Annotated in this window: 20 protein-coding genes; 11 read left to right on the plus strand and 9 right to left on the minus strand. The window is 69.9% G+C overall.

Annotated features, from left to right (window positions below):
* Positions 1–38: 38 nt before the first annotated feature.
* Complete coding sequence (locus tag STRCI_RS39635; protein WP_269663853.1) at positions 39–3914, plus strand: sialidase family protein; 3876 nt, start codon at positions 39–41, stop codon at positions 3912–3914.
* A gap of 65 nt (positions 3915–3979) precedes the next feature.
* Here STRCI_RS39635 and sigJ read toward each other — a convergent pair whose 3' ends face one another.
* Entirely contained in the window at positions 3980–4930 is a 951-nt protein-coding gene (gene sigJ, locus STRCI_RS39640) for an RNA polymerase sigma factor SigJ (protein ID WP_269663854.1), read from the minus strand.
* Between the two features lie 151 nt (positions 4931–5081).
* Between sigJ and STRCI_RS39645 the strand changes: the two genes are divergently transcribed.
* Positions 5082–6167 carry an LUD domain-containing protein gene (locus STRCI_RS39645; protein ID WP_269663855.1) on the plus strand — a complete coding sequence of 362 codons (1086 nt, stop codon included), beginning with the start codon at positions 5082–5084 and terminating at the stop codon, positions 6165–6167.
* Here the strand turns inward: STRCI_RS39645 and STRCI_RS39650 are convergent.
* Positions 6138–6830 carry a hypothetical protein gene (locus STRCI_RS39650; protein ID WP_269663856.1) on the minus strand — a complete coding sequence of 231 codons (693 nt, stop codon included), beginning with the start codon at positions 6828–6830 and terminating at the stop codon, positions 6138–6140. The genes STRCI_RS39645 and STRCI_RS39650 overlap by 30 nt on opposite strands.
* 189 nt (positions 6831–7019) lie before the next feature.
* Between STRCI_RS39650 and STRCI_RS39655 the strand changes: the two genes are divergently transcribed.
* The 6 genes from STRCI_RS39655 to STRCI_RS39680 all read left to right on the plus strand — a co-directional run bounded on the left by STRCI_RS39655 (position 7020) and on the right by STRCI_RS39680 (position 11798).
* A complete protein-coding gene (locus STRCI_RS39655; protein WP_269663857.1) occupies positions 7020–8288 on the plus strand; it encodes a tetratricopeptide repeat protein in 1269 nt (422 codons plus the stop codon).
* Positions 8289–8352: 64 nt separating this feature from the next.
* Entirely contained in the window at positions 8353–9351 is a 999-nt protein-coding gene (locus tag STRCI_RS39660) for an RNA polymerase subunit sigma-70 (protein ID WP_269663858.1), read from the plus strand.
* 5 nt (positions 9352–9356) lie between these two features.
* Positions 9357–10037 carry a DUF6069 family protein gene (locus STRCI_RS39665; RefSeq protein ID WP_269663859.1) on the plus strand — a complete coding sequence of 227 codons (681 nt, stop codon included), beginning with the start codon at positions 9357–9359 and terminating at the stop codon, positions 10035–10037.
* Positions 10038–10278: 241 nt separating this feature from the next.
* A complete protein-coding gene (locus STRCI_RS39670) occupies positions 10279–10620 on the plus strand; it encodes an ArsR/SmtB family transcription factor (protein WP_269663860.1) in 342 nt (113 codons plus the stop codon).
* Positions 10621–10623: 3 nt separating this feature from the next.
* On the plus strand, positions 10624–11130 hold the full coding sequence (locus STRCI_RS39675; protein ID WP_269663861.1) for an SRPBCC family protein: 507 nt from the start codon (positions 10624–10626) through the stop codon (positions 11128–11130).
* Entirely contained in the window at positions 11130–11798 is a 669-nt protein-coding gene (locus STRCI_RS39680) for a dihydrofolate reductase family protein (protein WP_269663862.1), read from the plus strand. Before STRCI_RS39675 ends, STRCI_RS39680 begins: the two co-directional genes overlap by 1 nt.
* Before the next feature lie 28 nt (positions 11799–11826).
* Here STRCI_RS39680 and STRCI_RS39685 read toward each other — a convergent pair whose 3' ends face one another.
* Complete coding sequence (locus STRCI_RS39685) at positions 11827–12435, minus strand: DUF2867 domain-containing protein (RefSeq protein WP_269663863.1); 609 nt, start codon at positions 12433–12435, stop codon at positions 11827–11829.
* Between the two features lie 95 nt (positions 12436–12530).
* On the opposite strand from STRCI_RS39685, the gene STRCI_RS39690 reads away from it, so the two are divergent.
* The 3 genes from STRCI_RS39690 to STRCI_RS39700 all read left to right on the plus strand — a co-directional run bounded on the left by STRCI_RS39690 (position 12531) and on the right by STRCI_RS39700 (position 18037).
* Positions 12531–13088 (plus strand): TetR/AcrR family transcriptional regulator, encoded by a 558-nt coding sequence (locus tag STRCI_RS39690; protein WP_269663864.1) that lies wholly within the window; start codon positions 12531–12533, stop codon positions 13086–13088.
* A gap of 301 nt (positions 13089–13389) precedes the next feature.
* Complete coding sequence (locus tag STRCI_RS39695) at positions 13390–14943, plus strand: M28 family metallopeptidase (protein ID WP_269663865.1); 1554 nt, start codon at positions 13390–13392, stop codon at positions 14941–14943.
* Between the two features lie 313 nt (positions 14944–15256).
* Positions 15257–18037 (plus strand): glycosyl hydrolase, encoded by a 2781-nt coding sequence (locus tag STRCI_RS39700; RefSeq protein ID WP_269663866.1) that lies wholly within the window; start codon positions 15257–15259, stop codon positions 18035–18037.
* 89 nt (positions 18038–18126) lie between these two features.
* Here the strand turns inward: STRCI_RS39700 and STRCI_RS39705 are convergent, their stop codons facing one another.
* The 6 genes from STRCI_RS39705 to STRCI_RS39730 all read right to left on the minus strand — a co-directional run bounded on the left by STRCI_RS39705 (position 18127) and on the right by STRCI_RS39730 (position 26219).
* Positions 18127–19152: a LacI family DNA-binding transcriptional regulator gene (locus STRCI_RS39705; RefSeq protein WP_269663867.1), complete on the minus strand. Its 1026-nt coding sequence runs from the start codon at positions 19150–19152 to the stop codon at positions 18127–18129.
* 123 nt (positions 19153–19275) lie between these two features.
* Positions 19276–20859 (minus strand): oleate hydratase, encoded by a 1584-nt coding sequence (locus STRCI_RS39710; RefSeq protein WP_269663868.1) that lies wholly within the window; start codon positions 20857–20859, stop codon positions 19276–19278.
* Between the two features lie 90 nt (positions 20860–20949).
* Complete coding sequence (locus tag STRCI_RS39715; protein ID WP_269663869.1) at positions 20950–21321, minus strand: hypothetical protein; 372 nt, start codon at positions 21319–21321, stop codon at positions 20950–20952.
* 48 nt (positions 21322–21369) lie between these two features.
* A complete protein-coding gene (locus STRCI_RS39720; protein ID WP_269663870.1) occupies positions 21370–22584 on the minus strand; it encodes a globin domain-containing protein in 1215 nt (404 codons plus the stop codon).
* A 233-nt stretch (positions 22585–22817) separates the two neighbouring features.
* On the minus strand, positions 22818–25481 hold the full coding sequence (gene adhE / locus STRCI_RS39725; RefSeq protein WP_269663871.1) for a bifunctional acetaldehyde-CoA/alcohol dehydrogenase: 2664 nt from the start codon (positions 25479–25481) through the stop codon (positions 22818–22820).
* Between the two features lie 177 nt (positions 25482–25658).
* Positions 25659–26219, minus strand: a complete 561-nt coding sequence (locus tag STRCI_RS39730; RefSeq protein ID WP_336298831.1) for a CBS domain-containing protein — start codon at positions 26217–26219, stop codon at positions 25659–25661.
* Between the last annotated feature and the right edge of the window lie 375 nt (positions 26220–26594).

The following is a 26594-nucleotide window of genomic DNA, read 5'->3' on the forward strand; positions in this document are numbered from 1 at the left end:
TGCCGTGACGTCGAAACGTACGTGGCTGAGGTGACGCGATGATGCCTGTTCCCGACTCTTACCTCGACGCCACGGCGTTGAACGGAACCCCAGAGGCCGCTTATGCCAGTCATCGGGAACGAGCTCTGGGAATTGCCCGCCATTACGCCCATACACATCCCCTCGGCGATTTCGATCAGGCGGACGGCAGGGAGTTCGACGAGAACGTCGCCACGGCGCTCATCGCCCACCTCCACGCCGCCGCCGCGGACCCGGCATTCGCCGCCCCCGGCGCCGAGCCCAGTCGCACCCTCATCCCCAAGGTGCTGCGGCGCTGGCACCCCGGAAAGGGCGAGGTCGGCACGAAGCGGGACTACGACATCGCGCTGAAGGGCCTGATGACGGCGGTCTGCCGGTACCCCGACCTGTTCGCCGCCGAGGACCACGACTTCATCCTGGACACGCTGATCCCCGGCCACATGTCGGGCGGTCACCGCCCGGAGATCGAGATCTACGAGGTGACGTTCCTCAACATCGACGTCCCTGAGACCGAGAACCATCTGCTCATGATCGAGAGCTGCCGGTATCTCTACAACCAGCTCCTGCACGACCGGAATCCCGAGGTCCAGTACGACAACGAGAAGAACGGTCTGCGCGACTGGCTCCTGGGATATCTGCAACGGATCGCCCAGCACGACTTCCTGGAATTCAATTCCCGGCCCTACGCCCGCCTCGCACTGCACCCGTTGTTCAACCTGTACGAATTCGCGCGGGACGACCGGATCCGCTCGGCGGCCCGGATCCTGCTCGACTACACCATGGTCAAATATGCCGTCTCCAGCAACCGTGTGCGTCGCGTGAGCCCTTTCCGGCGCCAGCAGCACCGCATCAACCACACCGCGAACGACCGCAACGACCTGCTCTCCAATTTCGGCGACCAGGTGACGGGCATGTTCGCCGCCTGTACCGGCTTCGTCGACCCAGCCGGGAACCCCGCCCGCTTCCCGGCCTCGCTCACCGACAACGCGCTGATCGCGGGGACGAGTTCGTACCGTCCGCCGGCCGCGGCCTACCTGATCGCGCTGGACCGTACGACGCCGCCCGCCCTGCACCGCTTCTTCCACGGCAGCCGCCCCCGCCTCACCGCCTCACCCGACGACGCCGACGGCGGCCTGGAGATCTACTACCACTCGCCGTCCTTCCTGCTGACGGCCGGAGGCAACTTCCTCAACAGCGGCTACGGCAACGACGAGTTCGACATCGGGGTCAACAGCTGGGAACAGACCTCCAGGGCGCAGGCCACCACGCTCATCCCGACCGGCGCCGATGTCGCCTACGCCGACCTGATCAGGTTCGAACCCTGGCCGGATCTCCAGCTCGATCCGTACGCCGTGAACCGGTACGACCCCGACGAGGACCCGTTCGCCGAGCGGATGTCCTCGGTCAACCTCGGCGTGCACCGCGGCATCATGGCGGGCGCGAACCTGCGTCCCGCGGAGAAGAAGACCGTAGAGGAGCAGTCCAGCTCGCACGCACCGGCGGTGTGCGAGCACAAGGGCCGCCTCTACGTGGCGTGGAAGGGCTCGGGCAACGAGAACATCAGCGTCGCTACGGCGCAGACCACCACGCTGATGGGCATGGACGGCGTCGAGGGGCTCCAGGGCGTCGTCACCCACGGGTTCACGACCGAGGTCGCGCCGGCCATCGCGTCCCAGGACGGCCTGCTCTACCTGGCTTGGAAGGGCGCCGGGAACAACCAGCTCAACCTCGCCGTCTCCGCCGACGACGGGCGCACGTTCTCGTCCGCCACGACCCTCGGCGACCACTCCGACATGGCGCCCGCGCTGGCCGCCCACAACGGCCGTGTCCACCTCGCCTGGACGGGCGAGGGCGAACAGCAGCTGAACGTGGCCCGGGTCGTACTGATCGGCAGCACCGCGGGCACGTACGACATCGAGGGCATCGAGCAGAAGACCGTCCTCGGCGACACCAGCGACGGTGCCCCCGCGCTCACTTCCTGCTCGGGACGGCTCTTCCTCGGCTGGCGCGGCTCCGGCAACGAGGACCTCAACCTCGCGTTCTCCGACGACGACGGCCGGACGTTCCACGGCAAGCACATCTTCGCCGAGACGAGCGCCCGCGGTCCGGCCCTCACCACCCACGACGATCTGCTCTACCTCGGCTGGCGCGGCTCGGGGAACGAGAACCTGAACGTCGCCCGCGTCGGGCTGTACGCCAGCACCGCCGGCGACTTCGGTATCGACGGGATCGCGTCCAAGGTCTCCCTCCCGGAGATCAGCACCCAACCGCCCGCCCTCGCCTCCGCGGCCGGTCTGCTCCATCTCGCGTGGAAGGGCGAGGGCGCCGACCACCTCAACCTGCGGATCACCCGCGACGGCTCGTTCACCGCACCAGGCCCATGGATCTTCGCCGACCTGTCCCACCTCGGCATCCACCTGGCCGTCTACCGTGCCCCCGCCGCGCCGGTCCCCGTGCCGCCGACCCCGCCCTTCCTCCCCGCCCTGGACACCCTGGGATTCGTCTACGCCGCCGAGTCCGCGGCCGGTGCCTTCGATGACTTCCGCACCCGGATCCTCCAGGCCAACACCCACCTGCCGGCCACCCTGGAACACGGTTCGTCCCATGTCTTCCAGGCCCCGGACGGCACCCGCTTCCGCATCTGGTTCAGCCACCAGGACCGCAAGTACCGCGCCCGCATCACCGACGAGAGCGGCGACATCCCGGACCTGGACACCCTGCCCCTGGCCAGCGGCGAGTTCCTGCGCGCGGACGGCCACACCGGCAAGCTGGAGATCCACACCCCCGGCTGCGACGCCCCACTCGTCCTGGACTACCGCACCGCGCTCGACCCCCAGCGCACGGGCAAACCGGCCTGCACCACCTGGTACGACCGGCTGTGGGCGGCGTACGCCGATCTGGCCATCGACCGTCTGCGCAAGGGCCGGACCACCATCGCCCTGTCCCTGACCCACGAGATCCTGGACGAATTCCGCCAGGCCCGTCTCCACACCCCCGAACTGGCCGCCGCCGGGCTTTCCACGGCCGCCGAGAAGTTCCACGCCGTCGCCCGGGCCGCCCACCCCACTGACGTCCCGCTGCAACTGGCCGCCGCCCAGAACGCCTGGCAGATCTATCAAATCCTCGCCACGGAACAGCCCCCCGCCCCCGACCTCGCCTCCCGCGTCGCCAACCTGCCGGGCTACCTGGCCTACGGCACCCCCGTCATCGCCGACGCCACCGCGGCCGCCGCCCTGGCCCGCGCCCTGTACGCCCGCCTCCCCGGCGACCACACCCTCGACATCGCCGCCGTCTGGACGAACCAGGCACTCCTCCACCACGAGGCCGCCTTCCGCCCGGGCAACCCCGACCAGCCCGCCGAACTGGCCCACCAGCGCGAGGCCGCCGCCGAAGCCCTCACCCTCCTCGACCCGCTGGTGGCCGCCACGCCACCCGCGCCCGACCTGACCCGCATGGCCCCGCTCCTGTACCGCCTGATCGGAGTGGCCTCCTTCGGCTCACCGGACTCCGGCCCGAGCGTCCATGCCGCCGACCTGCTGCGCCGCGTCTACGCCGCCCTCGGCGGCGACCATCGCCTCGACCTCGCCGAGGCCCTCACCGCCCTCTCCCAGCGCCACCACGAGACCTCATTCGTGGGCGGCACCCCTGACCCCGCCGCGGAACAGACCCGCCAACGCGACACCGCGGCCGAAGCCACCCCGCTGATCCTCGCCCTCTCCGAAACCCTCCCCGCCGGCCCCCCAACAGACCGCACCCGCGCCACCACCCTCCTGGACCGCCTCATCGGCCTCCTCCTCTTCGGCGCCCCATCACCCCCCGACCCCCGCACCCTTGAACTCCAAGCCCTCGCCGACGCCGCCACCGACCTCCGTGACACCCTCCGCACCCCCACCTGACCTTGGTCGGCGGGCCCGGGCGGCCTCGTTCACCTGGTTCGCAGATCGCCTGAGCCGACGGATGGTCAGGACACCTGCCACGGCTGGAGCTTGTCCGGGTTGCGCACCGCCCAGATGCGCGTGATCCGGTCGTCCTCGGCGACATCGAACGCGAACACCGTCTCGATCCGGCCCTCCGACTCGATCACCAGGCCCGGCAGTCCGTTGACGGTGCGTTCGAGGATCGTCCGGGCGGGCGCCAGCCGGGCGATGGTGAGGTAGAGCTGTGCGATCCGCTCCGCACCCTCGATCGGCAGCGGGTGGGCGATGGCGCGGCCTCCACCGTCGGAGATCGCGGTGGCACCCGGGTCGAGGAGGCCGAGCAGCGCCTCGATGTCCTGTGCTTCCCAGGCCGTCTTGAACCGCCGTACGACGCTTGCCTGCCGGGTCGCGTCCGGGCTCGCCTCCGCACGCGCGGCGATGCGACGGCGGGCCGAGGACGCCAACTGACGGCAGGCCGCCGGGCTGCGGCCGAGGATCTCGGCCACCTCGGCGAACGGATAGCGGAAGACGTCGTGCAGCACGAACGCGACGCGCTCGGCGGGGGTCAGCGACTCGAACACGACCAGGAAGGCCATGCTCACCGACTCGTCGAGGGTGATCCGGTCGGCCGGGTCCTGCCCGGTGCCGCCGGCCGCCCCGGCGATCCACTCGGCCGGGTCGGGCAGCGGCTCCGGGATCCACTCACCGACGTATGTCTCCCTTCGCCTGCGCGCCGAGCCGAGAATGTTCAGGCAGATGCGGCTGGCCACCGTCGTCAGCCAGGCGCCGGGGGACTCGACGGCCTCCTGCCGCGCCCGGGACATCGCGTACCAACGGGTGTAGGCCTCCTGGACGACGTCCTCCGCGTCGGCCAGGGACCCGAGCAACCGGTAGGCGAGATTGAGCAGTTGGCGCCGCTCGCTCATGATCGCGCCCAGGCCCGGGTGGCGTTGCTCCTCCGCCTCTTGCTGTGACTGTTCCCAGGGGGTGGTCATACGCTCTTCGGCTCCCTCGTTCGCGCTCCCTCTTCATTACGACCATCAGGGCGGCGGAATGTGAGGTCCGCGGCTCGCCTCACAATCGGCCGGGCCGCGTTGTCGGACTGGGTGCAGGGAAACACACCAGCCACAGGACAGGACACCGGACGTGAACGACTTCCAGGAGATCGCCGACCGCGTCGAAATCGAGGCGCTGCGCAGCGAGTTCACCGACGCGGCCATGATGCGCGACCGCGCCCGCCTCGCCGCGCTGTTCACCCCCCACGGAGTGCTGCGCATGCCCAGCATCCCGGTCGAGTTCGTCGGCCGGGAGGAGATCCGGACCGGAGCCGAACGTCTGCAATCCCAGTGGGACTTCTTCGTGCAGAACAGCCACCCGGGCACGATCCGCCTCGACGGCGACACGGCCACGGGCCGCACCTACATCCAGGAGGTCGCGCGGGTCCTCAACGGCCGCTCGGGGCTGAACTTCGCCACCTACCATGACAGTTACGAGCGGACACCGGAGGGTTGGAAGTTCGCCGAGCGGGTCTACGAGGTCCAGTATCTCGACATGACTCCGCTGCGGGGTTCTGCGCCCGGCCCCGACTGGGTATGGGACGATGCCTCGGCAGCAGTCACGGTCGACGCCTTCAACGAACCGGCGTCCGCCGAACGCCTCGACCGTGCGACAGCGGCACTACGGGCGAACGGCTTCACCGCAGAACTGCTCGACGACGCCGCGGCGGCCCGCGCCCGCGTCAAGGAGCTGATACCGGAGGGTGCGGGCGTGTTCACCGGCGCCAGCGAGACGCTTCGCCTCTCCGGCATCGCGCAGGACATCGAGGAGAGCGACCGCCACGAGGCCATCCGGCCACGCGTACTGAAGATGGACCGCGCCACCGAGTCCGACGAGATCCGCCGACTGGTGGCCACCCCGGACGTCTTCGTCGCCAGCGTCGCGGCCGTCACGGAGACCGGCTCCCTCGTCATCGCCTCGGGCAGCGGCAGCCAACTACCCGCCTCCGCGGGCGGAGCCGCGAAGGCGATCTGGATCGTCGGCGCGCAGAAAGTGGTGCCCGACCTGACCACGGCGCTGCGCCGTATCGAGGAACACGCCCTCCCACTGGAGAACGAACGCGCCCAGGCGGTCTACGGCCAGCCGAGTGCGCTCAACCGTCTCCTCGTCCTCAACGCCGATCCGCAGCCCGGCCGCGGCACTGTCCTACTGCTGCGCGAGGCCATCGGATTCTGAGGTCGTTCCCTTGGAAGGCGACGCTTGGCCTGCGTTCCAGCTGCCGCTCAGCGGAGACTTCCACGTGGGATCGTGTCGGGATCTTCCAGCGAGGTGGGCAAGCAGGTGTTCCGCCGCCGTCGAGGCGCTGTCCTGGGGCGCGCCGACTGCGGTGAGGGCGGTGGTGAGCCTCGCCGGGGCTGCCTCCGGCAGGTCGTCCGGGTCGGTGAGGAGGGGAAGGACCAGCAGGAGGCGAGCGGCTGGGTCCTGGACGCCTTCCGCTCCGGGAGACGGGTTGTCGACGATGCTGACCAGTTCGTGCCACGTCAGGCCCATCCCCGAGAAATCTCCCTCCCAGTGGGCGACTTGCTGGGCATAGCTCCTGTCCGGGTGGGTCAGGAGGTAGTCGGTGCCGTAGTCGCCGACCAGGTTGCGGTAGATCACCACAGCTCCGGGACCGCCTTCGGCCGACACCCGGAACACCGGCCAGTGCTCTGGATCGAAGAGGACCTCGGACAGGGCGTCGGCATCGGCACCGTCATCGCCGAACCATTCCGGGACCGGGCGCTCGGTACACGCACCGTCGCTGCACATCGCCAGAAGGTAGTTGGACCAGAAGCCTGGTCGGGCCAGCAGAGACTCGCCCGCCACCAGCGGGCCGTCGTCGTATCCCTTGATCTGCACTCTTGGATCCTGTCACCAGCCACCGGCTGGGTCCGATCCGGGATCGAAGTGGGGAAGCCGCCCGGTTGCGACACGCTCTAGAGTGCGCACGTGGACGCCGCTGATCTTGACCGTCGGACCCGAACGCAGTCCGGCTGCATACCTCCGCTCCTGGTTTCCCGGCTTCTGGAACTCGGCCACGGGGATGAGGTGGCGTTCCAGGCCGGCCAAGGGGAGTGGTTCTGCGCGCGGGACTGGGCGCGGCGGCTCGGGGACCAGGGCAGGCTGGCGCAGGCATTGGAGGTGCTCACTCCCTACGTCGCCACAGGCTGGTGGCCGGCCGCCCAAGCCCAGGCGGAACTGCTGGAGAACTGGGGGCGGGTAGAGGAAGCGATCGCACTGGCCTGCCCGTACGCACGGACCGGAGGGCCGCCGCTGGAGGTCCTGGCGCGCCTTCTGGCCCGGCACGGACGCAACGACGAGGCGGTCACGCGACTGATCCCCGGAATCGAGGACTGGGTCCTGGCCACCACCCTGGTCGAGATCGCCGCGGGGACGGACCGGGACGAGGACATCGCCGCATTGCTGGCCGCTCGGATTCCGGCCGATCACCGCTGCGAGGACCCTTGGTGCTGCCGCGGTCTGGACCCCGACACGGCAGTTGGGCTGCTCGCCGTGATCCGCGAACGCCAGGGCCGCGTCGATGAAGCGATCGCTCTGCTGCGTACCCGGCACATAACCTCCGTCAACCACCACGATCAACTGGCCGACCTGTTGGCCAGGCACGGCCGGATCGAGGAACTGCGTGCGTACGCGAGGTCCGAAGATCTCGGGCTCGCCACGCAGCGCCTTGCTGAGGTGCTGGAGGAGCACGGGGACGTGGAAGGCGCGATCGCCGCATACCGACAAACGGACGACTCAGACGACTCACCGGTCTGTCGGCCTCGCAACGCGGTGCAACTCGCGGCGCTCCTGGCCCGGCACGGCCGGGGCGGCGAGGCGATCGAGGTGATGCGTACGGTCGTGGACGAACCCGGCGGCGCGGACGACTGGCTCGTCGACACGCTGTGCACCCTGTACGCCGATCACGGCCGCGCCCACGACGGCCTGGCTCACCTCGACGTGCTCAAGGCACGCCACGGCGGTGAGGAGGAGTGGGACTTCTTCATGCTGCGCCTTCGGCTCATGGCCGACTGCGGCCGGCTCGATGAGGGAATCGCACGGGCGCGGGTGCATCCCGAGGGCGGTACGTCGTACGCGGCCGTGACCATCTCCGACCTGCTCGCCAAGACCGGTCGGACCGAGGAGGCCGTCGCCGTTCTCGAACCGCACGCCACTGCCAACCGCGCAGCCATGGCCGCCCTCCTCATCGAGCTGGGCCGAGTCAAGGAGGCGGTGGCACTCCTGCAGTGGCGTCGGTCCGAGCCGGTCGAACATGTCTGGAGCGGCACGTTCAGGCGTACCGACCGCCCACAGTGATGAGTTTTCGCGCCCCCGCCCGTCACACCTACGACGGGACAGGACGAGGCGGAAGGATGACGTGATGAGTGCGGACACGCGGCTGGAGGAGCTGGGCGTGAGCGGTCTGGGTGAGGTCGACGAGCCGACGTTCTCGGGGCTGGCGGAGCGGCACCGCAGGGAGCTGCACGTGCACTGCTACCGGATGCTCGGGTCGTTCGAGGACGCCGAGGACACCGTGCAGGAGACGTTCCTGCGTGCCTGGCGGAGGCGGGACACTTTCGAGGGGCGGTCGACGTTCCGGGCCTGGCTGTACCGGATCGCCACCAACGCCTGCCTGGACCTGCTTGCCAAGCGCCGCCCGGAGCCCGCGACCGGCGGCGAGGTGCTGTGGCTCCAGCCGTACCCGGACCGGCTGCTCGACGAGCTGCCCGCCGGCGACGCGGACGAGCCGGAGACCGTCGCCGTTGCGCGGGAGACGATCGAGCTGGCGTACCTGGTCGCGGTCCAGCACCTCGCTCCGCGTCCGCGGGCCGTGCTGATCCTGCGGGACGTGCTCGGCTGGCCGGCGAAGGACGTCGCGGAGATCCTCGGGGACTCCGTGAACTCGGTGAACAGCGCGTTGCAGCGGGCCCGCGCCGGCATGCGGGAGCACCTGCCCGCCGAGCGGCAGGACTGGACCGGCGGCGACGAGGACGCGGGGACGCGCGAACTGGTACGCCGCTACACCGACGCCAGCGTGGCCACGGACATCCCGACGCTCGCCTCGATGCTGCGGGACGACGTCCGGTGCTCGATGCCGCCCACGCCGGGGCTGTACATCGGCCGCGACGCGGTGGTGAGGGACTGGGTCGAGAGCGGCTTCGAGGGCGTGAAGGGCCTGCGCGGCGTCTTCACCTCCGTGAACCGGCAGCCCGCCGTCGCGTTCTATCTCTGGCAGAAGGAGGAGGGCGCGTACCTGCCCCTGACGATCGACGTCCTGCGTGTCACCGGCGGGGCGATCACCGAGATCGTCACGTTCCACGACGACCAGTTCCCGCGGCTCGGGCTGCCGGAGCGCCTGTCGGCGGACGGCACGGAGTAGCCCCGGTGCGGACGCTCGCGCTGCGCCGTGGCGCGCGTGTCGTGGTGGTCGCGGAGGAATGGTACGACGCGTTCGCCGTCGTCACTCGCGGGCGGGTCCAGCTGGAACTGCGCGACGGCGAGCCCGGGCCGGTCCTTGGACGCGACGCCGGGTTCTGGCTCCGCGGCACCGGCGTCCGCGCGTTGCGGAACCCCGGCCGTCGTACGGCGAGGGTGCGCGTGGCCGTACGCCAGCTACCGAACGATGGAGGAACGAACGACATGAGCCAGGTATCGGGCCGGACCGGTCACACCCATCGACTCCGCGGGCTCGTCGGCACCGGCCTCGTTGCCACGCTCGTAGCGACGGTGGCCACCACGCTCGCCGCTGCGCTGGCACAGGCCGTTGGCGTCGACTTCGAGATCCCTGATGGCGGCGAGACGATCCCGTTGTCCGGGTTCGCCGTGGTGACCGGATTCTTCTCGGTCGTGGGTGTCGTCATCGCCGTCGCTCTTCGACGCTGGAGCAATCGCCCGGCCGAGCGATTCGCGTGGACGGCGGTTTCACTGACCGTGATCTCGCTGGTCCCGCCCCTCCTCACCGGGGCGAACACCGCCACCACGATCACCCTCCTCGGGCTGCACCTCGTCGCTGCGACGGTAATGATCCCTACCCTGACGCGGAGCCTTTGCACCCGGACCGAGTGACGATCCCGTCACGGGTTGTCGTAGAACCACGCCAGTTCGCGCACCAGGTCCCGCTCGGACTCGGGTAATCCCTCGAGCTCCGCGGACAGATCGCAGCTGGGTCATCCGTGGCTGGCTTTGCTACTGGCCGCCCTCGTCGGGCGGTTGAACAAGCGCCTGCGGGCTCGCAATCGCCATCCGACAAGACCCGCTCGAATCTCCACGGCTTGATGTATTCCGATATAGGCATATGATGGCTGTCATGGCACGAGCAGCGACGACGTCGGATGCGTTCAACGCGATCGCCGAGCCGCAGCGCCGGGACATCCTGGCGCTGCTGCGGGCGGGTGAGCGGCCCGTGACCGACCTGGCTCACGAGCTGGGGATGAGCCAGCCGCAGGCGTCCAAGCACCTGCGGGTGCTCCGGGAGGTGGGGCTGGTGCGGGTGCGTGGGGTGGGCAAGCAGCGTCTCTACGGGTTGGACGCTCGCGGGCTGCGGCCGATACACGAGTGGGTCGGCGGGTTCGAGCAGTTCTGGAACGAGAGCTTCGACCGCCTGGACACCTATGTGCAGGACCTGAAGCAGGCACGGCAGGAGGGATGACCGATGGCAGAGGCAAGGCAGGACACGCGGGCGGAGTCGGTGACGACCGACCGGGAGATCGTGATCTCCCGGGTTATCGACGCCCCGCGGGAGCTGGTGTTCGAGGCGTTCACCGAGGTCCGGCACCTGTCGCAGTGGTGGGGTCCGGAGGGGTTCACCACGACGACGCGGTCCTTCGAGTTCCGCGAGGGCGGGGAGTGGGACTTCGTGCTGCACGGTCCGGACGGGACCGACTACTCCGAGTGGATCCGCTGGCGGCGGATCGTCCCGGCGGAGCGGATCGAGCTGCTGCACGGTGAGTCGCCCGACGACCCGAACGCCTTCGAGTCGGTGCTGACCTTCACCCCGGACGGCGCGGCGACCCGGATCGAGATGCGCACGCTGTTCCCCACCAAGGAACTGCGCGACCAGGCGGTCGAGAAGTACCACGCGATCGAAGGCGGCCGGCAGACCCTGAGCAGCCTGGCGGCCTACGTCGCCGACCTCGTGCGGAAGGGGGCGGAGAACTGATGGCCGGGAAGGTGTTCTTCAGTGTGTCGATGTCGCTGGACGGCTTCATCGCGCCCGAGTCCGTGCCGAATGAGGACATCCTCTTCGCACCCGACAAGCAGGACGACCCGGACGTCCAACGCTGGGCGGCGCAGTGGACGGAACTCCAGCAGTGGGTCTTCCCGCTGCGGTTCTTCCGGGAGAACCTGAAGCTGGGCGAGGGCGGCGAGGAGGGCCGCGACAACGACATCGCGCGGGAGACGTTCGAGCGCACGGGCGCGAGCGTCATGGGCAAGCGCATGTTCGACCTCGGCGAGCAGGCATGGCCGGAGGAGGCGCCGTTCCACACGCCGGTCTACGTCGTGACCCACACCAAGCGTGACCCGTGGGAGCGGCCCGGCGGCACCACGTTCCATTTCGTCACCGACGGCATCGAGCACGCCCTCGACCAGGCCCGCGAGGCCGCCGGCGACCGGGACGTCCGTATCGCCGGCGGCGGTGCGACGATCCTGGAGTACGTGAACGCCGGACTGGTCGACGAGTTCTCGATCGCGCTGTCACCGGTGCTCTTCGGCTCCGGAACCCGCCTCTTCGAGGGCGTGGACGCGTCCAGGATCGCGCTGGAGCAGGTCCGTTCGGAGCCGTCGTCACGGGTGACGCACCTGACCTACGCCGTGCGCCAGAGGTAACCGCAGAACCACTTCACCCGGGTGGGTGTCAGGGTGCCGTCCGGCGTGCTGCGTTCTCGCGCCACTCCCGGCCGATCGATCGCATCAGCGCCGGGTACACGCCCAGGTACCGGAAGGGTTTGATGCCTAGCATGTACAGGGAACCGAGGCGGCCGTTGGGCTTGACCAGGACCGCCATCTGGCCGTGGTAGCCGCCCTTCCCGTCGGCGACCCACCCGATGTGCATGACCCCGTGCATGGTCTTGTTGGCGTACTCGGCGGCCCACTCATCGTGTGTCTGGAAGACGGAGGTGAAGGGCGCCGAGGTGAGGTCGGGCCCCCGCGTGCCGTCGCGCAGGTCGTCGGGCAGGCGGTCGCGCAGGGTCTCCACCCGGCCGCCGACGCCCGAGTCCGGCTTGTCCCAGCCGAGCAGCGCGCCGAGCTTCCAGCGGACGGCGAAGAGGAAGCGGCCCACGGGGTTGCCGCCGTCCGGACCATCCTTGCCGTTCGCCATCTGCTCGACGAGGTGCTGGAGGTCGTGAGGGCCGCCCGGCGTCGGCAGCATCCACAGATCCTCGAGCCGGAAGTCGCCGGCGATCTCATGGATCCGCCAGGGGCGGGTTGTGTGGTCGGTCGAGGGAAGGCGCAGATCACTCATGGCGAACCCCTGTCTATACGGTGGCGTATAGATCGAGCATAGCCTCATCTATACGGCTCCGTATACTAGCTCCGACCGGTGAGGGGAGTCAGGGCATGGGCGCGATCCGTACGCCGAGGGACAAGTGGATCGAGGAGGGGCTGCGGGCGCTTGCCGCCGGTGGCCCCGAGGCCGTCCGGGTCGAGGTCCTCGCCCAGACGCTCGGCGTCAGCAAAGGCGGCTTCTACGGTTATTTCCGCAATCGCGCCGCCCTGCTGGAGGAGATGCTCGACACCTGGGAGCGCGGAGTCACCGAGGATGTCATAGAACGGATCGAACGCGACGGCGGCGACGCCCGCGAACGCCTCGGCCGCCTCTTCGACTTCGTGGGGTCCAGTGAGACACCCGTGACCAACGCCGGAGTCGAGCTCGCGATCCGCGACTGGGCCCGGCGCGACGAAGACGTCGCCCAGTGCCTCCGCCGGGCCGACAACCGGCGCATGGACTATCTGCGCGAGCTCTACGGAGCCTTCTGCCCCGACGAGGGCGATGTCGAGGCCCGCTGCCTGATCACCTTCTCACTGCGCATCGGCGACCACCTCATCGCGGCCGACAACGGACCGCGCAGCCGCCCGGAAGTCCTCGCCGCGGTCAGGGCCCGGCTGTTGGGCTGATGAGCTGTTGCGGTCGCGAAGGGTGAACTTGCCATCGGTGACCCTTGCGTCGGCGGCCGACGCCACGTGGGCGAGCGGCGGCCGTGCACGCCGCCGGGATGTGCAGTCGTAAGTCCGCTCGCTGTTGCACCCTCCGGCAAGTGAGTTGGTGACAGCGCTGTCGTCTGCCGCATCCGCACGCACTCCGGTCGACACCGAAGTTGAACTCCTTCTTGGCAGCGGGCAGTCGCAGGGTTAACGTGCCTCGACCGTGTTCTCCCGAACTGTCGATCTGTCTCATGACCTGCGTGAGAGGACCGTTATGTCCGCACGTCGAAGAACGGTGGTGACCGCCACCCTGGCCGCCGCCGCACTTGTCTCCCCGCTGCTCGTCGCCGGACCCGCCACCGCGGGTTCCGGCAGTCCGAGCCCGGCCAACCGGGGTGACGCACTGGCGAGGCAACTCGTCAAGGAGTCCACAGCCAAGGACGCCTTTCGCCATCTGAAGGTCTTTCAAGCGATAGCCGACCACAGCGGTGACACCCGGGTGGCCGGCTCGAAGGGTCACCAACTGTCGGCCGCCTACGTGGAGGCCGTGCTCAAGGCCGCGGGCTACAAAGTGACCCGTCACGAGTTCGACTTCGTCTATACCGACGAGATCGCCGAGTCCCTCGCCGTGGTCTCGCCCACCCCGCGCGACATCCCCATCCAGCTGATGACGTACACCGCCAGCGGCCCCGAGGGCGGCGTGACCGCGGACGTGGCCGTCGCTCCCGTGGACGCCGACGGAACCAACGGCTGCGACGCCACCGACTTCGCCGCCGGTGCCTTCACCGGCAAGATCGCCCTGATCAAGCGCGGTGGCTGCACCTTCGCCGTCAAGCAGGCCAACGCCCACGCGGCGGGCGCGGTCGGCGCCGTGATCTACAACAACACCGGGGGCGCCCTCAACGGCACCATCGGCGACTCGACCCTCGGCAAGATCCCCACTGGCGGCATCACCCAGGCGGACGGCGAGGCGCTGGCCGCCGAGGCGGCCACGGGGCCGGTCAAGGTCACCCTCGACATCCGTGAACTGCGGGAGAACCGCAAGACCTTCAACGTCGTGGCGGAGACGCGCGGCGGCGACGCGGACAACACCGTCTTCCTCGGAGCCCACCTGGACTCGGTCAACGAGGGACCGGGCATCAACGACAACGGCTCCGGCTCGGCCGGCATCCTCCAGGTCGCGCAGAAGCTGGCCAAGTCCCAGGGCAAGGTCAAGAACAAGGTGAAGTTCGCCTGGTGGTCGGCCGAGGAGTTCGGCCTGCTGGGCTCGGAGGCGTACGTCGCCTCGCTCACGGAAGAGCAGAAGAAGCAGATCAAGCTCTACCTGAACTTCGACATGATCGGCTCGCCGAACGCCGCCTACTTCGTCTACGACGGCGACGACTCGGACGCCACCGGTGCCGGCCCCGGCCCCGAGGGCTCGGCCCAACTGGAGAAGGGCATCAACGACTTCCTCGACTCCAAGGGTATCCCGCACGAGGGCACCGACTTCACCGGCCGCTCGGACTACGGCCCGTTCATCGAGGTCGGCATCCCCTCCGGCGGCACCTTCACCGGTGCGGAGGGCATCAAGACCGAGGCGCAGGCCGCGAAGTTCGGCGGCCAGGCGGGTGTGGCGTATGACGTGAACTACCACGCCCCGGGCGATGACATCGACAACATCAACTTGCGCGCGTTCGACATCAACATCGACGTCATCGCCGATGCGGTCGGCCACTACGCGTACGACCTCGCACCGCTCACCCAGCCGGTGAACTCCGCCCCGACGGACGGGGATTCCGGCAGCGGCGGCGGCCTGCACGACGGCCACGGGCACGTGACCGAGTAGACGCTCCACCGATCAGCGCACTGCGGCCTCCGCGAGGGGGCCGCAGTCGTGTTTTATGCGCTCCCGCAGCACCAAGCACGTTCTTGAGAGCGCTCTCAAGGTTGAGAGTGAAGCGTGCCTGCGTCATGGGTGATCGGTCAAGTCTCGAAGGCGGAACGGGTTCGGCTCGGGGTTCAACTGCCTTCTGTGTCAAATCTATTGACGTCAACGTTTCATAAGTCTTACGTTTCCGGCCATCTGAGAGCGCTCTCGAAACGTTCCGGACGCACACGGTGAGACCCCACAACCCGTCGTGATGACACGAGGTACCCCCATGCCAGCCACCCGCAAGAGACCAGCCACCGTGCTGGTCCTGGCCGCCGCCCTGGCCGCCGCCGGACTCGGTCCGGCCGCGACCCCGGCCGCCGCCGCCACGATCCCCATAGGCGCCGGCAGTTACTCCGATTCCCGCCCCGCCGGTACGACCGGACCCACGACCAACACCGGCACGCCGGTCACCCCCAAGGTGACGTCCGCCGCCCAGGGCAAGCCTGTGCCCACCAACGACTGGTGGTCCTCCCTGGCCTTCCAGCGTTACGGCGACAACCCGTATTCGACCCCGATGTACGGCCACCCGCTGACCTACCAGGCCGTGTCCGGCGGACTGGAGGTCGGCTACCCGACCACGCCCGCGATCGTCGGCGAGGGCCGCCAGTACGAGTACGCCCACAAGGCCGACCTCACGCTCGGCCTCACCGGGCTCAACTCGCCCGACACCAAGGCCGATTCATGGTCCGACTGGACCGTCACGCCCTACTGGTCCGACGGCACGCACACCCTGCGCACCACCATCGGCCACGGCATGCCCTTCGTCTACGCCAAGGGCTCCGGCGGCGACGCCCGGATCACCACGGCGTCCACGCCCACCGTCTTCTCCGACCAGGGCAACGTCCTCGGCATCACGGTCGCCGGACACCACTACGCCCTGTTCGCGCCCACCGGCAGCGACTGGAACGTCTCCGGCTCGGCCGTCACCGCGGGCCTGGGCGGCAAGGACTACTTCTCCGTCGCCGTACTGCCCTCCACCGACGCGCTCGCCACCTACCGCAAGTACGCCTACAGCTTCGTCACCGGCTCCACCGTCAACTGGAACTACAGCGGCGGAACCGTGCGCGCCACCTACACCCTGACCACCGAGGCGAAGGAGGGCACCGAACGCGGCACGCTCCAGGCCCTCTACCGGCACCAGTGGCTCAACACCTCGGACGCGCTGACCCCGTACACCTACGTCTCCCCGCGCGGCACCATGAAGGTGCGCGAGTCCGCCTCGTTCACCACCTCGCAGAAGGCCTCCCCGGTCCTGCCCGCCCTGCCGAAGGCGAGCGGCGTCGACGCCACACGGCTGCGCGGCTATCTGAACGATGTCGCGAACTCCTCGGACCCGTTCTCGGGTGCCGTCGACACCTACTGGACCGGCAAGGCGCTCGGCAAGCTCGCCCAACTGGTACCAGTGGCCGACCAGATCGGCGAGGGCGCGATCCGCGACAAGCTCCTCGGGCTCATCAAGGCACGCCTTGAGCAGTGGTTCACCGCGGGCGGCGCCAACGAGTTCTCCTACGACCAGGCGTGGAAGACCCTCACCGGCTACCCCGCCTCCTACGGCAGCGACAGTGAGCTCAACGACCACCACTTCCACTACAGTTACTACGTCTACGCGGCCGCGATCGTCGCCCAGTACGACCAGGCCTGGGCCGCCGACTCCGCCTGGGGCGGCATGGTCAAGACCCTGATCCGCGACACGGCCAACGCGAGCCGCACCGACAGCGCCTTCCCCTTCCTGCGCGGCTTCGACGTGTACGCCGGCCACAGCTGGGCCTCGGGCCATCAGGGCTTCGCCGCCGGCAACAACCAGGAGTCCTCGTCCGAGTCGGTCAACCTCAGCGCGGCACTCGTGCTGTGGGGCTCCGCCACCGGTGACGCCTCGCTGCGCGACCTCGGCAGCTATCTGCTCACCACCGAGGCGGAGGCCATCGCCCAGTACTGGTTCGACGCCGACGAGCAGGTCTTCCCCTCCTCCTTCGGCCACGACACGGCCGGCATGGTCTGGGGCAGCGGCGCGGCCTACGCCACCTGGTGGACGGCCAACCCCGAGGAGATCCACGGCATCAACGTCCTGCCGGTGACCGGCGGTTCCCTGCACCTCGGTGGCGAGAAAGCCGCCATCCGGCGCAACTTGGCCGAGATGGAACGCGAGAACGGCGGCCCCGCCGCCGAATGGCGCGACATCCTCTGGGAGTTCCAGTCGTTTGCGGACCCGGCGGCGGCCAAGTCCAAGTGGGACGCCGGCCATGCCTCCTACACCCCGGAGGAGGGCGAATCCAAGGCGCACAGCTATCACTGGATCGAGGGCCTCGCCGCCCTGGGGGCCCCCGACCCGAGCGTCACCGGGGACCTTCCCTCCTCCGCCGTGTTCGACAACGGCACGACCCGCACCTACGTCGCCCACAACTACGGCTCCAGCGCCCGCACGGTGACCTTCTCGGACGGCAAGACCCTGTCCGTACCCGCCCGTTCGACCGCGACCGGCACCGGAACCGGCGGTGACCCCGACCCGGACCCCGATCCCGATCCGCCGACCGGCAACACCTTCCAGCTGCGCTCCGGCGGCACGCTCACCACGGCCACCGGCGGCACGGCGGGCAGTGACACCATCGCCTCCGCCGGGGGCACCAACCACGACGGCACTCCGTACCAGCCGCTCGTCTACGAGGTGCGCGGCGTCAACGGCACGCTCACGTCGGGCGCGAGCACCGCATTCCGGTTCCAGGTCGACGCGGGCACCACGGTCGGCCTCGGCCAGCAGGTGAGGGTCAGCTACGACCTCACCGGCAACGGCTCCTTCGACCGCACGGAGACGTACCACTACTTCGCCACCGACCCGGTGGCCGGCTGGGAGCAGTACGCCCAGACGCGCGGTCTGAAGTCCTCCACCGGAAGCCTCGGCAACCTGGCCAACGGCACGGTCCGGCTGGAGGTGTGGAGCGCCATCGGCAACGGCACGACCAAGCTCCAGACGGGCACGGAGAACTCCGTGCTGGTGATCCCCTTCGGCTGACCCGGACGGGTTCACCCCTCTCGGCCCCTCACAGGAGCGCGGCGGGCACCGGCGACCGAGCCGGTGCCCGCCGTGTCCGTGCGAGTGGGTCAGGCCGAGGCGCGCCGTACCAGCGAGGTCGGCGTGATGACGGAGGCGGGGGCAGGGCTCCCGGTCTCGTCGAGCAGGCGCATCAAGAGCTTCACCATCAGCCGGCCCATGCCCTCGATGTCCTGGTGGACGGTGGTGAGCGCCGGGTCGGTCAGCTCGACCACCGACGGCATGTCGTCGAACCCGACCACGGCCACGTCGTCGGGGACCCGCACCCCGCGCTCCCGCAGCGTGCGCAACGCGCCCAGGGCCATCAGGTCGTTGGAGGCGAACACCCCGTCGACGTCCGGGCGCCGCTCCAGCAGCTCGGCCATCGCGAGGGCGCCGCTGCGCTCCGTGAAGTCGCCCTGGCACATCAGCTCGGGATCGGCGTCGACGAGGACGTCGTGGTAGCCGTCGACCCGGTCCAGGGCCGCCGTGAGGTCGAGCGGGCCCGCTATGTGCGCGATGGTGCGCCGGCCCAGCGAGACGAGGTGCTGGACCGCCTGGCGGGCCCCGCCGCGGTTGTCGCAGTCGACGTAGGGTGCCGCGAGACTGCGGTCCACGACGGACCGGCCGCCGAACACGGTGGGGATGCGGGACTTGTCGATCAGGGCGGGCAACTCGTCGTCGTTGTGCACGGAGAAGGCGAGCGCCCCGTCGACATGGCCGCCGCCGAGATAGCGGGCGATCCGGTCGTGATCGCCACGGCCCTCGACCCACAGCAGGACGAGCTGAGCGTCGTGCGCCGTGAGTTCACGGCTGATGCCGCGCACCTGCTGCTCGAAGAACGGGTCGGAGAAGATCCGGAACTCCGGCTCCGCGATGATCACGGCCACCGCGCCGTTGCGCCGGGTGACGAGGGTCCGGGCCGCGTGATTGGGCACGTAGCCGAGCTCCTCGACCGCCTGGCGCACCTTGTCGACCAGCGGGGCACGTACCCCCGCACCCCCGTTGACCACCCGGGACGCGGTGGCCCGGGAGACGCCGGCGCGAGCTGCGACGGCTTCCAGAGTGGGGCGGGGCCCCGTGATCGGCTCGGGCAAGGCGGGCACTCCCTCGTCTGGGGCACGTTCGACCGGCTGCGATGCGGTCCGTTCAAGGATATCGACAGCCTACGAATACGTGAGAGCGCTCCCAGCGGGGGTGGGTGGCCGGAGCGTGGCCGATCACGCCGCGGACGGACGGCGGTGCATGGTCTCCAGGGCCGCGGCCAGGACGTGGGGGTCGTGGTGGCCCTTGTAGACCTCGGGCGGCCGCTTGTCCAGCTTCAGCAGCCGGGCCACGGCGGTCCAGGCGGTGCGGACCGAGTACTCGACGGTGAACACGACGTCGTCGGGCACCTCGGCGAACTGGCCGATGAACGCGAGGTTGACCGACCCCTCCGGTACGACCTTGGGCCGGTCGTCGCGGCGGCGGGTGAGGAACTGGCTGGTGATGTACGGCATCAGGCAGGGCACCACGGTGGAGGTCTGCCGGATCCGGGCGTTCACCTCCTCGTCGAAGGGGAGGTGGTGCAGGACCTCGTCGAGGATCTCCCGGCCGGAACACATCGTCATCGGCTTGGGGGTCCGGTTGCCGGCGCGCCCGGGGAAGAGGCCGTAGCCCCACCACACCGAGACGCCCTCGGGCTGGTCTCGGTAGACCGGCTGGCGGTCGGCCACGATCGTGAGCAGCCAGTTGGAGTCGGTGAAGGTCATCGGGCCGCCGCGGCCGGTCTCGCGGCCGCTGAACTGTGCCAGTGCGTCGAGGAAGGCCGGGTCCTTGGTCGTGACGGTGAACGACTCCCAGCGGGACTCCTTGACGTGCTTGTCGAAGACGGCCGGGTCGCCGAAGTCATCACGCCCGCGGGCCAGTCGGTGCCAGAGCAGCCAGGCGTCCGAGCGGTGGGGAGGCGGGGGCGGAGCGGCGGTGTGCGAGCCGAGACTGGAGGCGTCGGTCATGGAGCCGTTGGTGACCAGGACCAGGTCGTCCTTGGCCACGGCGATCTTCTCGTCCCGTCCGTGCCGGGAGAGGCGGATGGTCTCGACCGTGGTGTGCCGGTGTCCCGGCACGAGTTCCAGGTCGGTGACGTGGCAGCCGGTGTGGAGGGTGACGCCGCGTTCACGGAGCCAGGCGGTCAGCGGCCGTACGACGGAGTCGTACTGGTTGTAGCGGGTGCGGTGGATGCCCGACAGGCCGGCGAACTCGGGGAGGAGGTGGACGAAGCGCTTGAGGTAGCGGCGGAACTCGATGGCGCTGTGCCAGGGCTGGAAGGCGAACGTGGTGCACCACATGAACCAGAAGTTCGTGGTGAAGAAGTGCTCGCCGAAGCAGTCCGTGATCCGCTTTCCGTCCAGGTGCCCCTCGGGTGTGGCCAGGCAGCGGACGAGCTCCAGCCGGTCGCGTTCGGAGAAGCCCATCGAGCGGGTGTCGACGATCTTCCCGTCGCGGTCGACGAGGCGTGCGATGTCGTCCCAGGCGAAGTCCTCCTGGCCGGCGAGTATTTCCTGGGTCACCGACACCGAGGGGTCGTCGAGGGTGGGGATGCCGGACAGCAGGTCGTACGTGCACCGGTACGCGGCCTCGAACATGCGCCCGCCGCGCAGGGTGTAGCCGGCGTCCGCCGTGCCGCCCGCGTCCAGGCTGCCGCCGATGGTCCGCTGTCCCTCGAAGAGGTGGATGTCCGCTCCGTCGAATCCGCCGTCGCGAATCAGATACGTGGCCGCGGCGAGCGCCGCGATGCCGCTGCCCACCAGATACGCCTTCGCCATGACACAACTCCTCGTTCTCTCCCGAGGGCCCGGCCGGTGGAGCGTCACCGACCGGGCCGTGCTCACTGCTGACTCAAGGGCACTGCTGACTCACGCGGACTGCTCACCGCGCCACGGCGGGGCTGCCGTCCGGTGGTTGCCGTCCCACACGTGGGCGGCCTTGTCGGTCTGCCGGCGCAGCCGGTCCTGGAGTCGGTCGACGAGCTCCGTGCCGGTGGCCTCCTCGGCGAGGACGACGATCTGCCGCTTGCCGACGTGCAGATCGGCGGTGGCCGACCAGGGGCGGTCCGCGTGGTGAGCGGCCGCTCGCACGATCCGCACCTCGCCGGTGACGGCGGGCAGTCCCGGCCGGTTCACGACGGCGTCGATCTTCGTACGGGCGTACTCCCGGGTCTTCTCGTCCACCGGGCCGTCGGTACGCAGCCGCACCGCGGGCGTGGCCTGGGTGTTGTCACTGGTCATTACGGGTTCCTCCAGAGGGCGTAAGGACGTGAGGCCGTTGGGCTCGTTTCAGGCGGCCGTGTCGGGCAGCCACAGGTCGGGGCCGAAGACCTCGTAGTGGATGTCTCGTGCCGGGATGCCGGTGCGCAGGAGTTGGGTGCGGGCGTCGCGCATGAACGGCAGCGGGCCGCAGAGGAACACCGTCGCCTCCTCGGGGATTTCGATGCCGGCGAGGTTCATCAGGCCCTCGTGGGCGTCGGGTTCCTCCGGGCCGGGGCGCTCGTACCAGAAGACCGCGCGGGCGCCGGGCAGTTGCCCGACCAGCTCGCCCGTGTCGGTGCGCAGGGCGTGGTCTGCGGGGGAGCGGTCGGCGTGCAGGACGAGGACCGGGCGGGTGGAGCCGAGGGCGGTGAGGTGGGCCAGGATGCCGGCCATGGGGGTGCCGCCGATGCCGGCGGAGACCAGGACGACCGGACGGGTGGCGTCGGACGGGTCGTCGAGGAAGACATCCCCGAACGGGGCGGACAGCGTGAGTTCGTCTCCTTCGGCGATCCCTTCGTGCAGGAGGTTGGAGACCTCGCCCTCGGGGGCCTCGTCCGTGGCGGCGACCCGCTTGACCGTGATCCGCCGCAGCTCCCCGCCCGGGTCCGAGGACAGGCTGTACTGGCGCAGTTGGTGCACGCCGTCGGCCAACCGGACCCGCACGCTCACGTACTGGCCCGCCCGCGCCCGGGGCGCCGGTTCGCCGTCGGCCGGGCGCAGGACGAAGGACACCACGTCCGGGGTCTCGGTGCGGCGCTCGACGACCGTCCACCGCCGCCAGATCTTGCCGGGCTCCACGCCCGCATCCTGGTACAGGCGGGCCTCGCGTCCGATCAGGGCGCCGGCCATCAGCCAGTACACCTCGTCCCAGGCGGCGGCCACTCCCGGGGTGACCGCGTCGCCGAGGACCTCGGCTATGGCGCCGAACAGGTACTTGTGCACGATCGTGTACTGGTCGTCAGTGACGCCGACCGCGGCGTGCTTGTGCGCGATCCGGTCCAGCAGGGTGTCCGGCCGGGTGTCCGGATCGGCCAGCAGCGCGGTGGCGAACCCGGCGATCGAGCCGGCCAGGGCGCGGCGCTGGGCTCCGCTGGCCTGGTTGCCGCGGTTGAACATCCCGTCGAGGAGTTCCGGCCGGTCGCGGAACATCGCACCGTAGAAGCGCGTCGTGATCTCGTCGAGCGCACCGGCCACGGCGGGCAGGGTGGCGCGGACCACGGCGGCGGATTCTGCGGACAGCATGAAGCCTCCCGGGCAGGGGTGAGGTGGGAAGGGAAGCCGCATCGCATCGCGCGGCATCCTCTGTGTAGCAGCCACGCGTCCGCGTTTCGGTGCGGTTTGCGGGCGTGGGGCGAAGAAGGGCCGAACGGCCCCAGGGATTCGGGCGCATCGGTCCCACGGCCTGCTCGGCCGTGGGGCCGCACGGCACCGGGACGCACTCCTGTCGGCCCCGTGCGGCCCCGGTGCGCGGGCGCCTACTCGGCCGGTCGGCCGACCGGGCCGAAGAAGGCCGCCCGCATGATGTCCTGCATGTCGTCCAGCATGGGCATCCGGGGGTTGGCGGGGGCGCACTGGTCCTCGTAGGCGTTGAGGGCCTGTTGGGGCAGCGCGTCGAGGAACGTCCGCTCGTCGATGCCGAGGGCCCGGAACGACGGCTCGATGCCCACGGCCGCGCGCAGCCGTTCGACCGCGGCGGCGAGCGACTCCACGCCTTCCTGCGGGGTGCCGGCCGGCAGGCCGAGGGTGCGGGCGATGTCCTGGAAGCGTTCGGGGGCGCGGTAGCTCTCGTACTTGGGCCAGCCGGTGAGCTTCGTGGGGACGGTGCCGTTGTAGCGGATGACGTGCGGCAGCAGGACGGCGTTGGTGCGGCCGTGGGCGATGTGGAAGGTGGCGCCGAGGGTGTGGGACATGGCGTGGACGATGCCGAGGAAGGCGTTGCCGAAGGCCATGCCCGCGATGGTGCCGGCGTTGTGCGTCCTCTCGCGGGCCTGCGCGCTGCCGGCGCGGTCGGTCACGGCCGCTTCGATGTTGTCGAAGATCAGGCGGATCGCGTGCAGCGCGAGACCGTCGGTGAAGTCGTTGGCGTACACGGACGCATACGCCTCGATGGCGTGGGTGAGGGCGTCGAAGCCGCTGTCGGCGGCCAGGGCCGGGGGCAGTTCGGTGGTGAGCAGCGGGTCGACGATGGCCACGCTGGGGGTGAGGGCGTAGTCGGCCAGGGGGTACTTCTTGTTCGTCGCCGGGTCGGAGATCACCGCGAACGGGGTGACCTCGGCGCCGGTGCCGGACGTGGTGGGCACGCACACCAGGCGGGCGCGGGCGCCCAGGACCGGGAAGCGGAAGGCACGCTTGCGGATGTCGGAGAACTTCTGCCGCATGTCCGCGAAGTCGATGTCCGGCTGCTCGTACAGCAGCCACATCACCTTGGCCGCGTCCATCGGCGAACCGCCGCCGAGCGCGATGATCGTGTCCGGCCGGAAGTCCCGCATCAGACGGGCGCCGCGCTGGACGGAGTCGATGCTCGGCTCGGGCTCGACGTTGTCGATGATCTGGAGGGTGACCGGCTGGGGGCGGCGCTGCAGGACGCGGCTGACCCGGTCGACGAAGCCGAGGCGCGTCATGGTGGCGTCGGTGACGATCGTCACGCGGTGGACGTCCGGCATGGACGCCAGGTAGCGGATGGACCCCGGCTCGAAGTAGGTCTTCGGCGGGACCTTGAACCACTGGAGGTTGTTGTGGCGGGTGCTGACCCGCTTGATGTTCAACAGGTTCGCCGCCGATACGTTGTTGGACACGGAGGTGCTTCCCCAGGAGCCGCAGCCCAGCGTCAAGGACGGCAGCAGGCCGTTGTAGATGCCGCCGATCGCGCCTTGCGAGGAGGGCGAGTTGACGATGACCCGGACGGTCTTCATCCGGCGGCCGTACGCCTCCGCGAGTGCGCGGTCCTCGGTGTGGATGACCGAGCTGTGCCCCTGGCCGTGGAAGGCGACCATGTCGGCGGCCAGGTCGAAGCCCTGCCGCTCGGAGCCGGCGCGCAGGACCGTGAGCACCGGGCAGAGCTTCTCGCGGGTCAACGGCTCGTCCGGGCCGACCCGTTCCGCCTCGACCAGGATGAGCGAGGTGTCGGCGGGCACGGTGAACCCGGCCTGCTCGGCTATCCACGCCGGGCTCTGCCCGACCGCCGCGGAGTTGACCTTGGGCTCGCAGCCACCGCCCGCGGTCTTCCCGGCCGGGAAGAGGAAGGTCTCCAGCCGCGCCTTCTCCTCGGCGGTCGCCACATAGGCGTGCAGGGTGCGGAATTCGGCGAGGGCGGCGTCGTAGATCTCGGCGTCCAGGATGACGGCCTGCTCGGAGGCGCAGATCATCCCGTTGTCGAACGACTTCGACAGCACCAGGTCGTTGACGGCCCGGCGCAGTTGGGCCGTCCGGTGCACGTAGGCGGGGACGTTGCCGGCGCCGACGCCGAGGGCGGGCTTGCCGGCCGAGTAGGCGGCCTTGACCATGGCGTTGCCGCCGGTGGCGAGGATGAGGGAGACGCCCGGGTGGTGCATCAGGGTGTGGGTCGCCTCGACGGACGGGGTCTCTATCCACTGCACGCAGTGCTCGGGCGCGCCCGCGGCGATGGCGGCGTCGCGGACGATCCGGGCCGACTCGGCGCTGCACCGCTGGGCGGAGGGGTGGAAGGCGAAGACCACGGGGTTGCGGGTCTTGAGCGCCATCAGGGCCTTGAAGATGGTGGTGGAGGTCGGGTTGGTGACCGGGGTGACGGCGGCGAGCACACCGACCGGCTCGGCGATCTCGACCATGTCCTCGATGTCGTCGCGGGCGATGACGCCGACGGTCTTCATACGGCCCATGCTGTGGGTGACGTGCTCGCAGGCGAACATGTTCTTCGCCGCCTTGTCCTCGAACACACCGCGGCCGGTCTCCTCGACCGCCAGCCGCGCCAGCGCCGTGTGCTGGTCCAGCGCGGCGACCGACGCCTTCTTCACGATGTGGTCGACCTGTTCCTGGTCGAGTTCCTCGTAGTCGGCCAGTGCCTTGAGCCCGTTCGTGACCAGGCGGTCGATGGCGACGGCGATGTCCGACGGCGCCTCGGCCGGGGCGGCGGTCTCGGTGCGATCGTCGTGGCGGGTCATGGATGTGCCTCCGTCATCGAGAGGAGAAGCCGCACAGCCTGCGGCTCGGACGAGCGGAGCCGCGAGGGTCCGGTGCCGCTCCACCAGCAGCGTCTCTCCCGCACCCCCGTGCCGGGCACGGCCACCCGGTCTCCGGTCGGTGTCCGAGCGGCCCCGGATCGCGGGGCCGGACGGCCCTCACGGCCTCGGCGTCAGCTTGTTGACGACGCCGACCACTCCGTCCACCCGCCATGCCAGTTGGAGGGCGAGGGGGATGTCGCCACGCCGTTCCAGCTGCCCGTCGAGCGTGACCATGCCGTCCCGGACAGAGACCGTCACGGTGCGGGGCGGCAGACGCAGATCCCGTGTCAGGACGTCGTCGGTCACCTCCCGGCGGATCTCCTCGTCGGTGCGCAGGAACACCCGCAGCAGGTCTCGCCGGGTGGCGATGCCGATCAGCCGGTCCTCCTCGTCCACCACGGGAAGCCGGTCGACGCGGTGGCGTTCCATGACACGTGCGGCGTCCGCGACGCGCTGTTCGGGATGCACCGTGACGGCGGGCGTCGACATCAGCTCCTCAGCGGTCGTGGCCCGGGCCGCGCCGGTGGAGTGACGCAGCAGGTCGGTCCCGGACACGACGCCCACGACCTTGTCGTCGTGGTCCACGACGGGCAGGCCGCTGATGCGGTGCCGGTCCAGGAGCCGGGCCAGGTTCTTGAACGACGTCTCCCTGCGCGCTTCGACCACCTCGCTTGTCATGACTTCGCCGACGGTACGGCTCATCACGCCATCTTCCTTCCGTGTCCGGGACGCCCGCCTGCGTGAGGTCCCGGGTGGGGGCGTGGCGTCTGTGATGGCATCGGGGCCGGAGTGCAGGGCTCTGTCGACCGAGCGGTCGCTGCTGTCCCTTCGGACCGTCCCGAGGATCCGGCCCCCGATGTCTCTTCAGCGTCCCGCACGACGACCTGCGGGGGCAGGGGCCGATCGTCCCGAGGCCGGGGGACCGAATGCCGGTGGGACGGAATACCGGGACCAGTGGGGCCGACCGGCCCTGGCCCATCGGCCCGCGATCGCGCAGGATCGGAAGCAGACAAGGACGACCGGTCGCGCCCCCGGGCGCGGTCCGGTGCGGGA

The organism is Streptomyces cinnabarinus (genome assembly GCF_027270315.1).
Taxonomy (GTDB): Bacteria; Actinomycetota; Actinomycetes; order Streptomycetales; family Streptomycetaceae; genus Streptomyces; species Streptomyces cinnabarinus.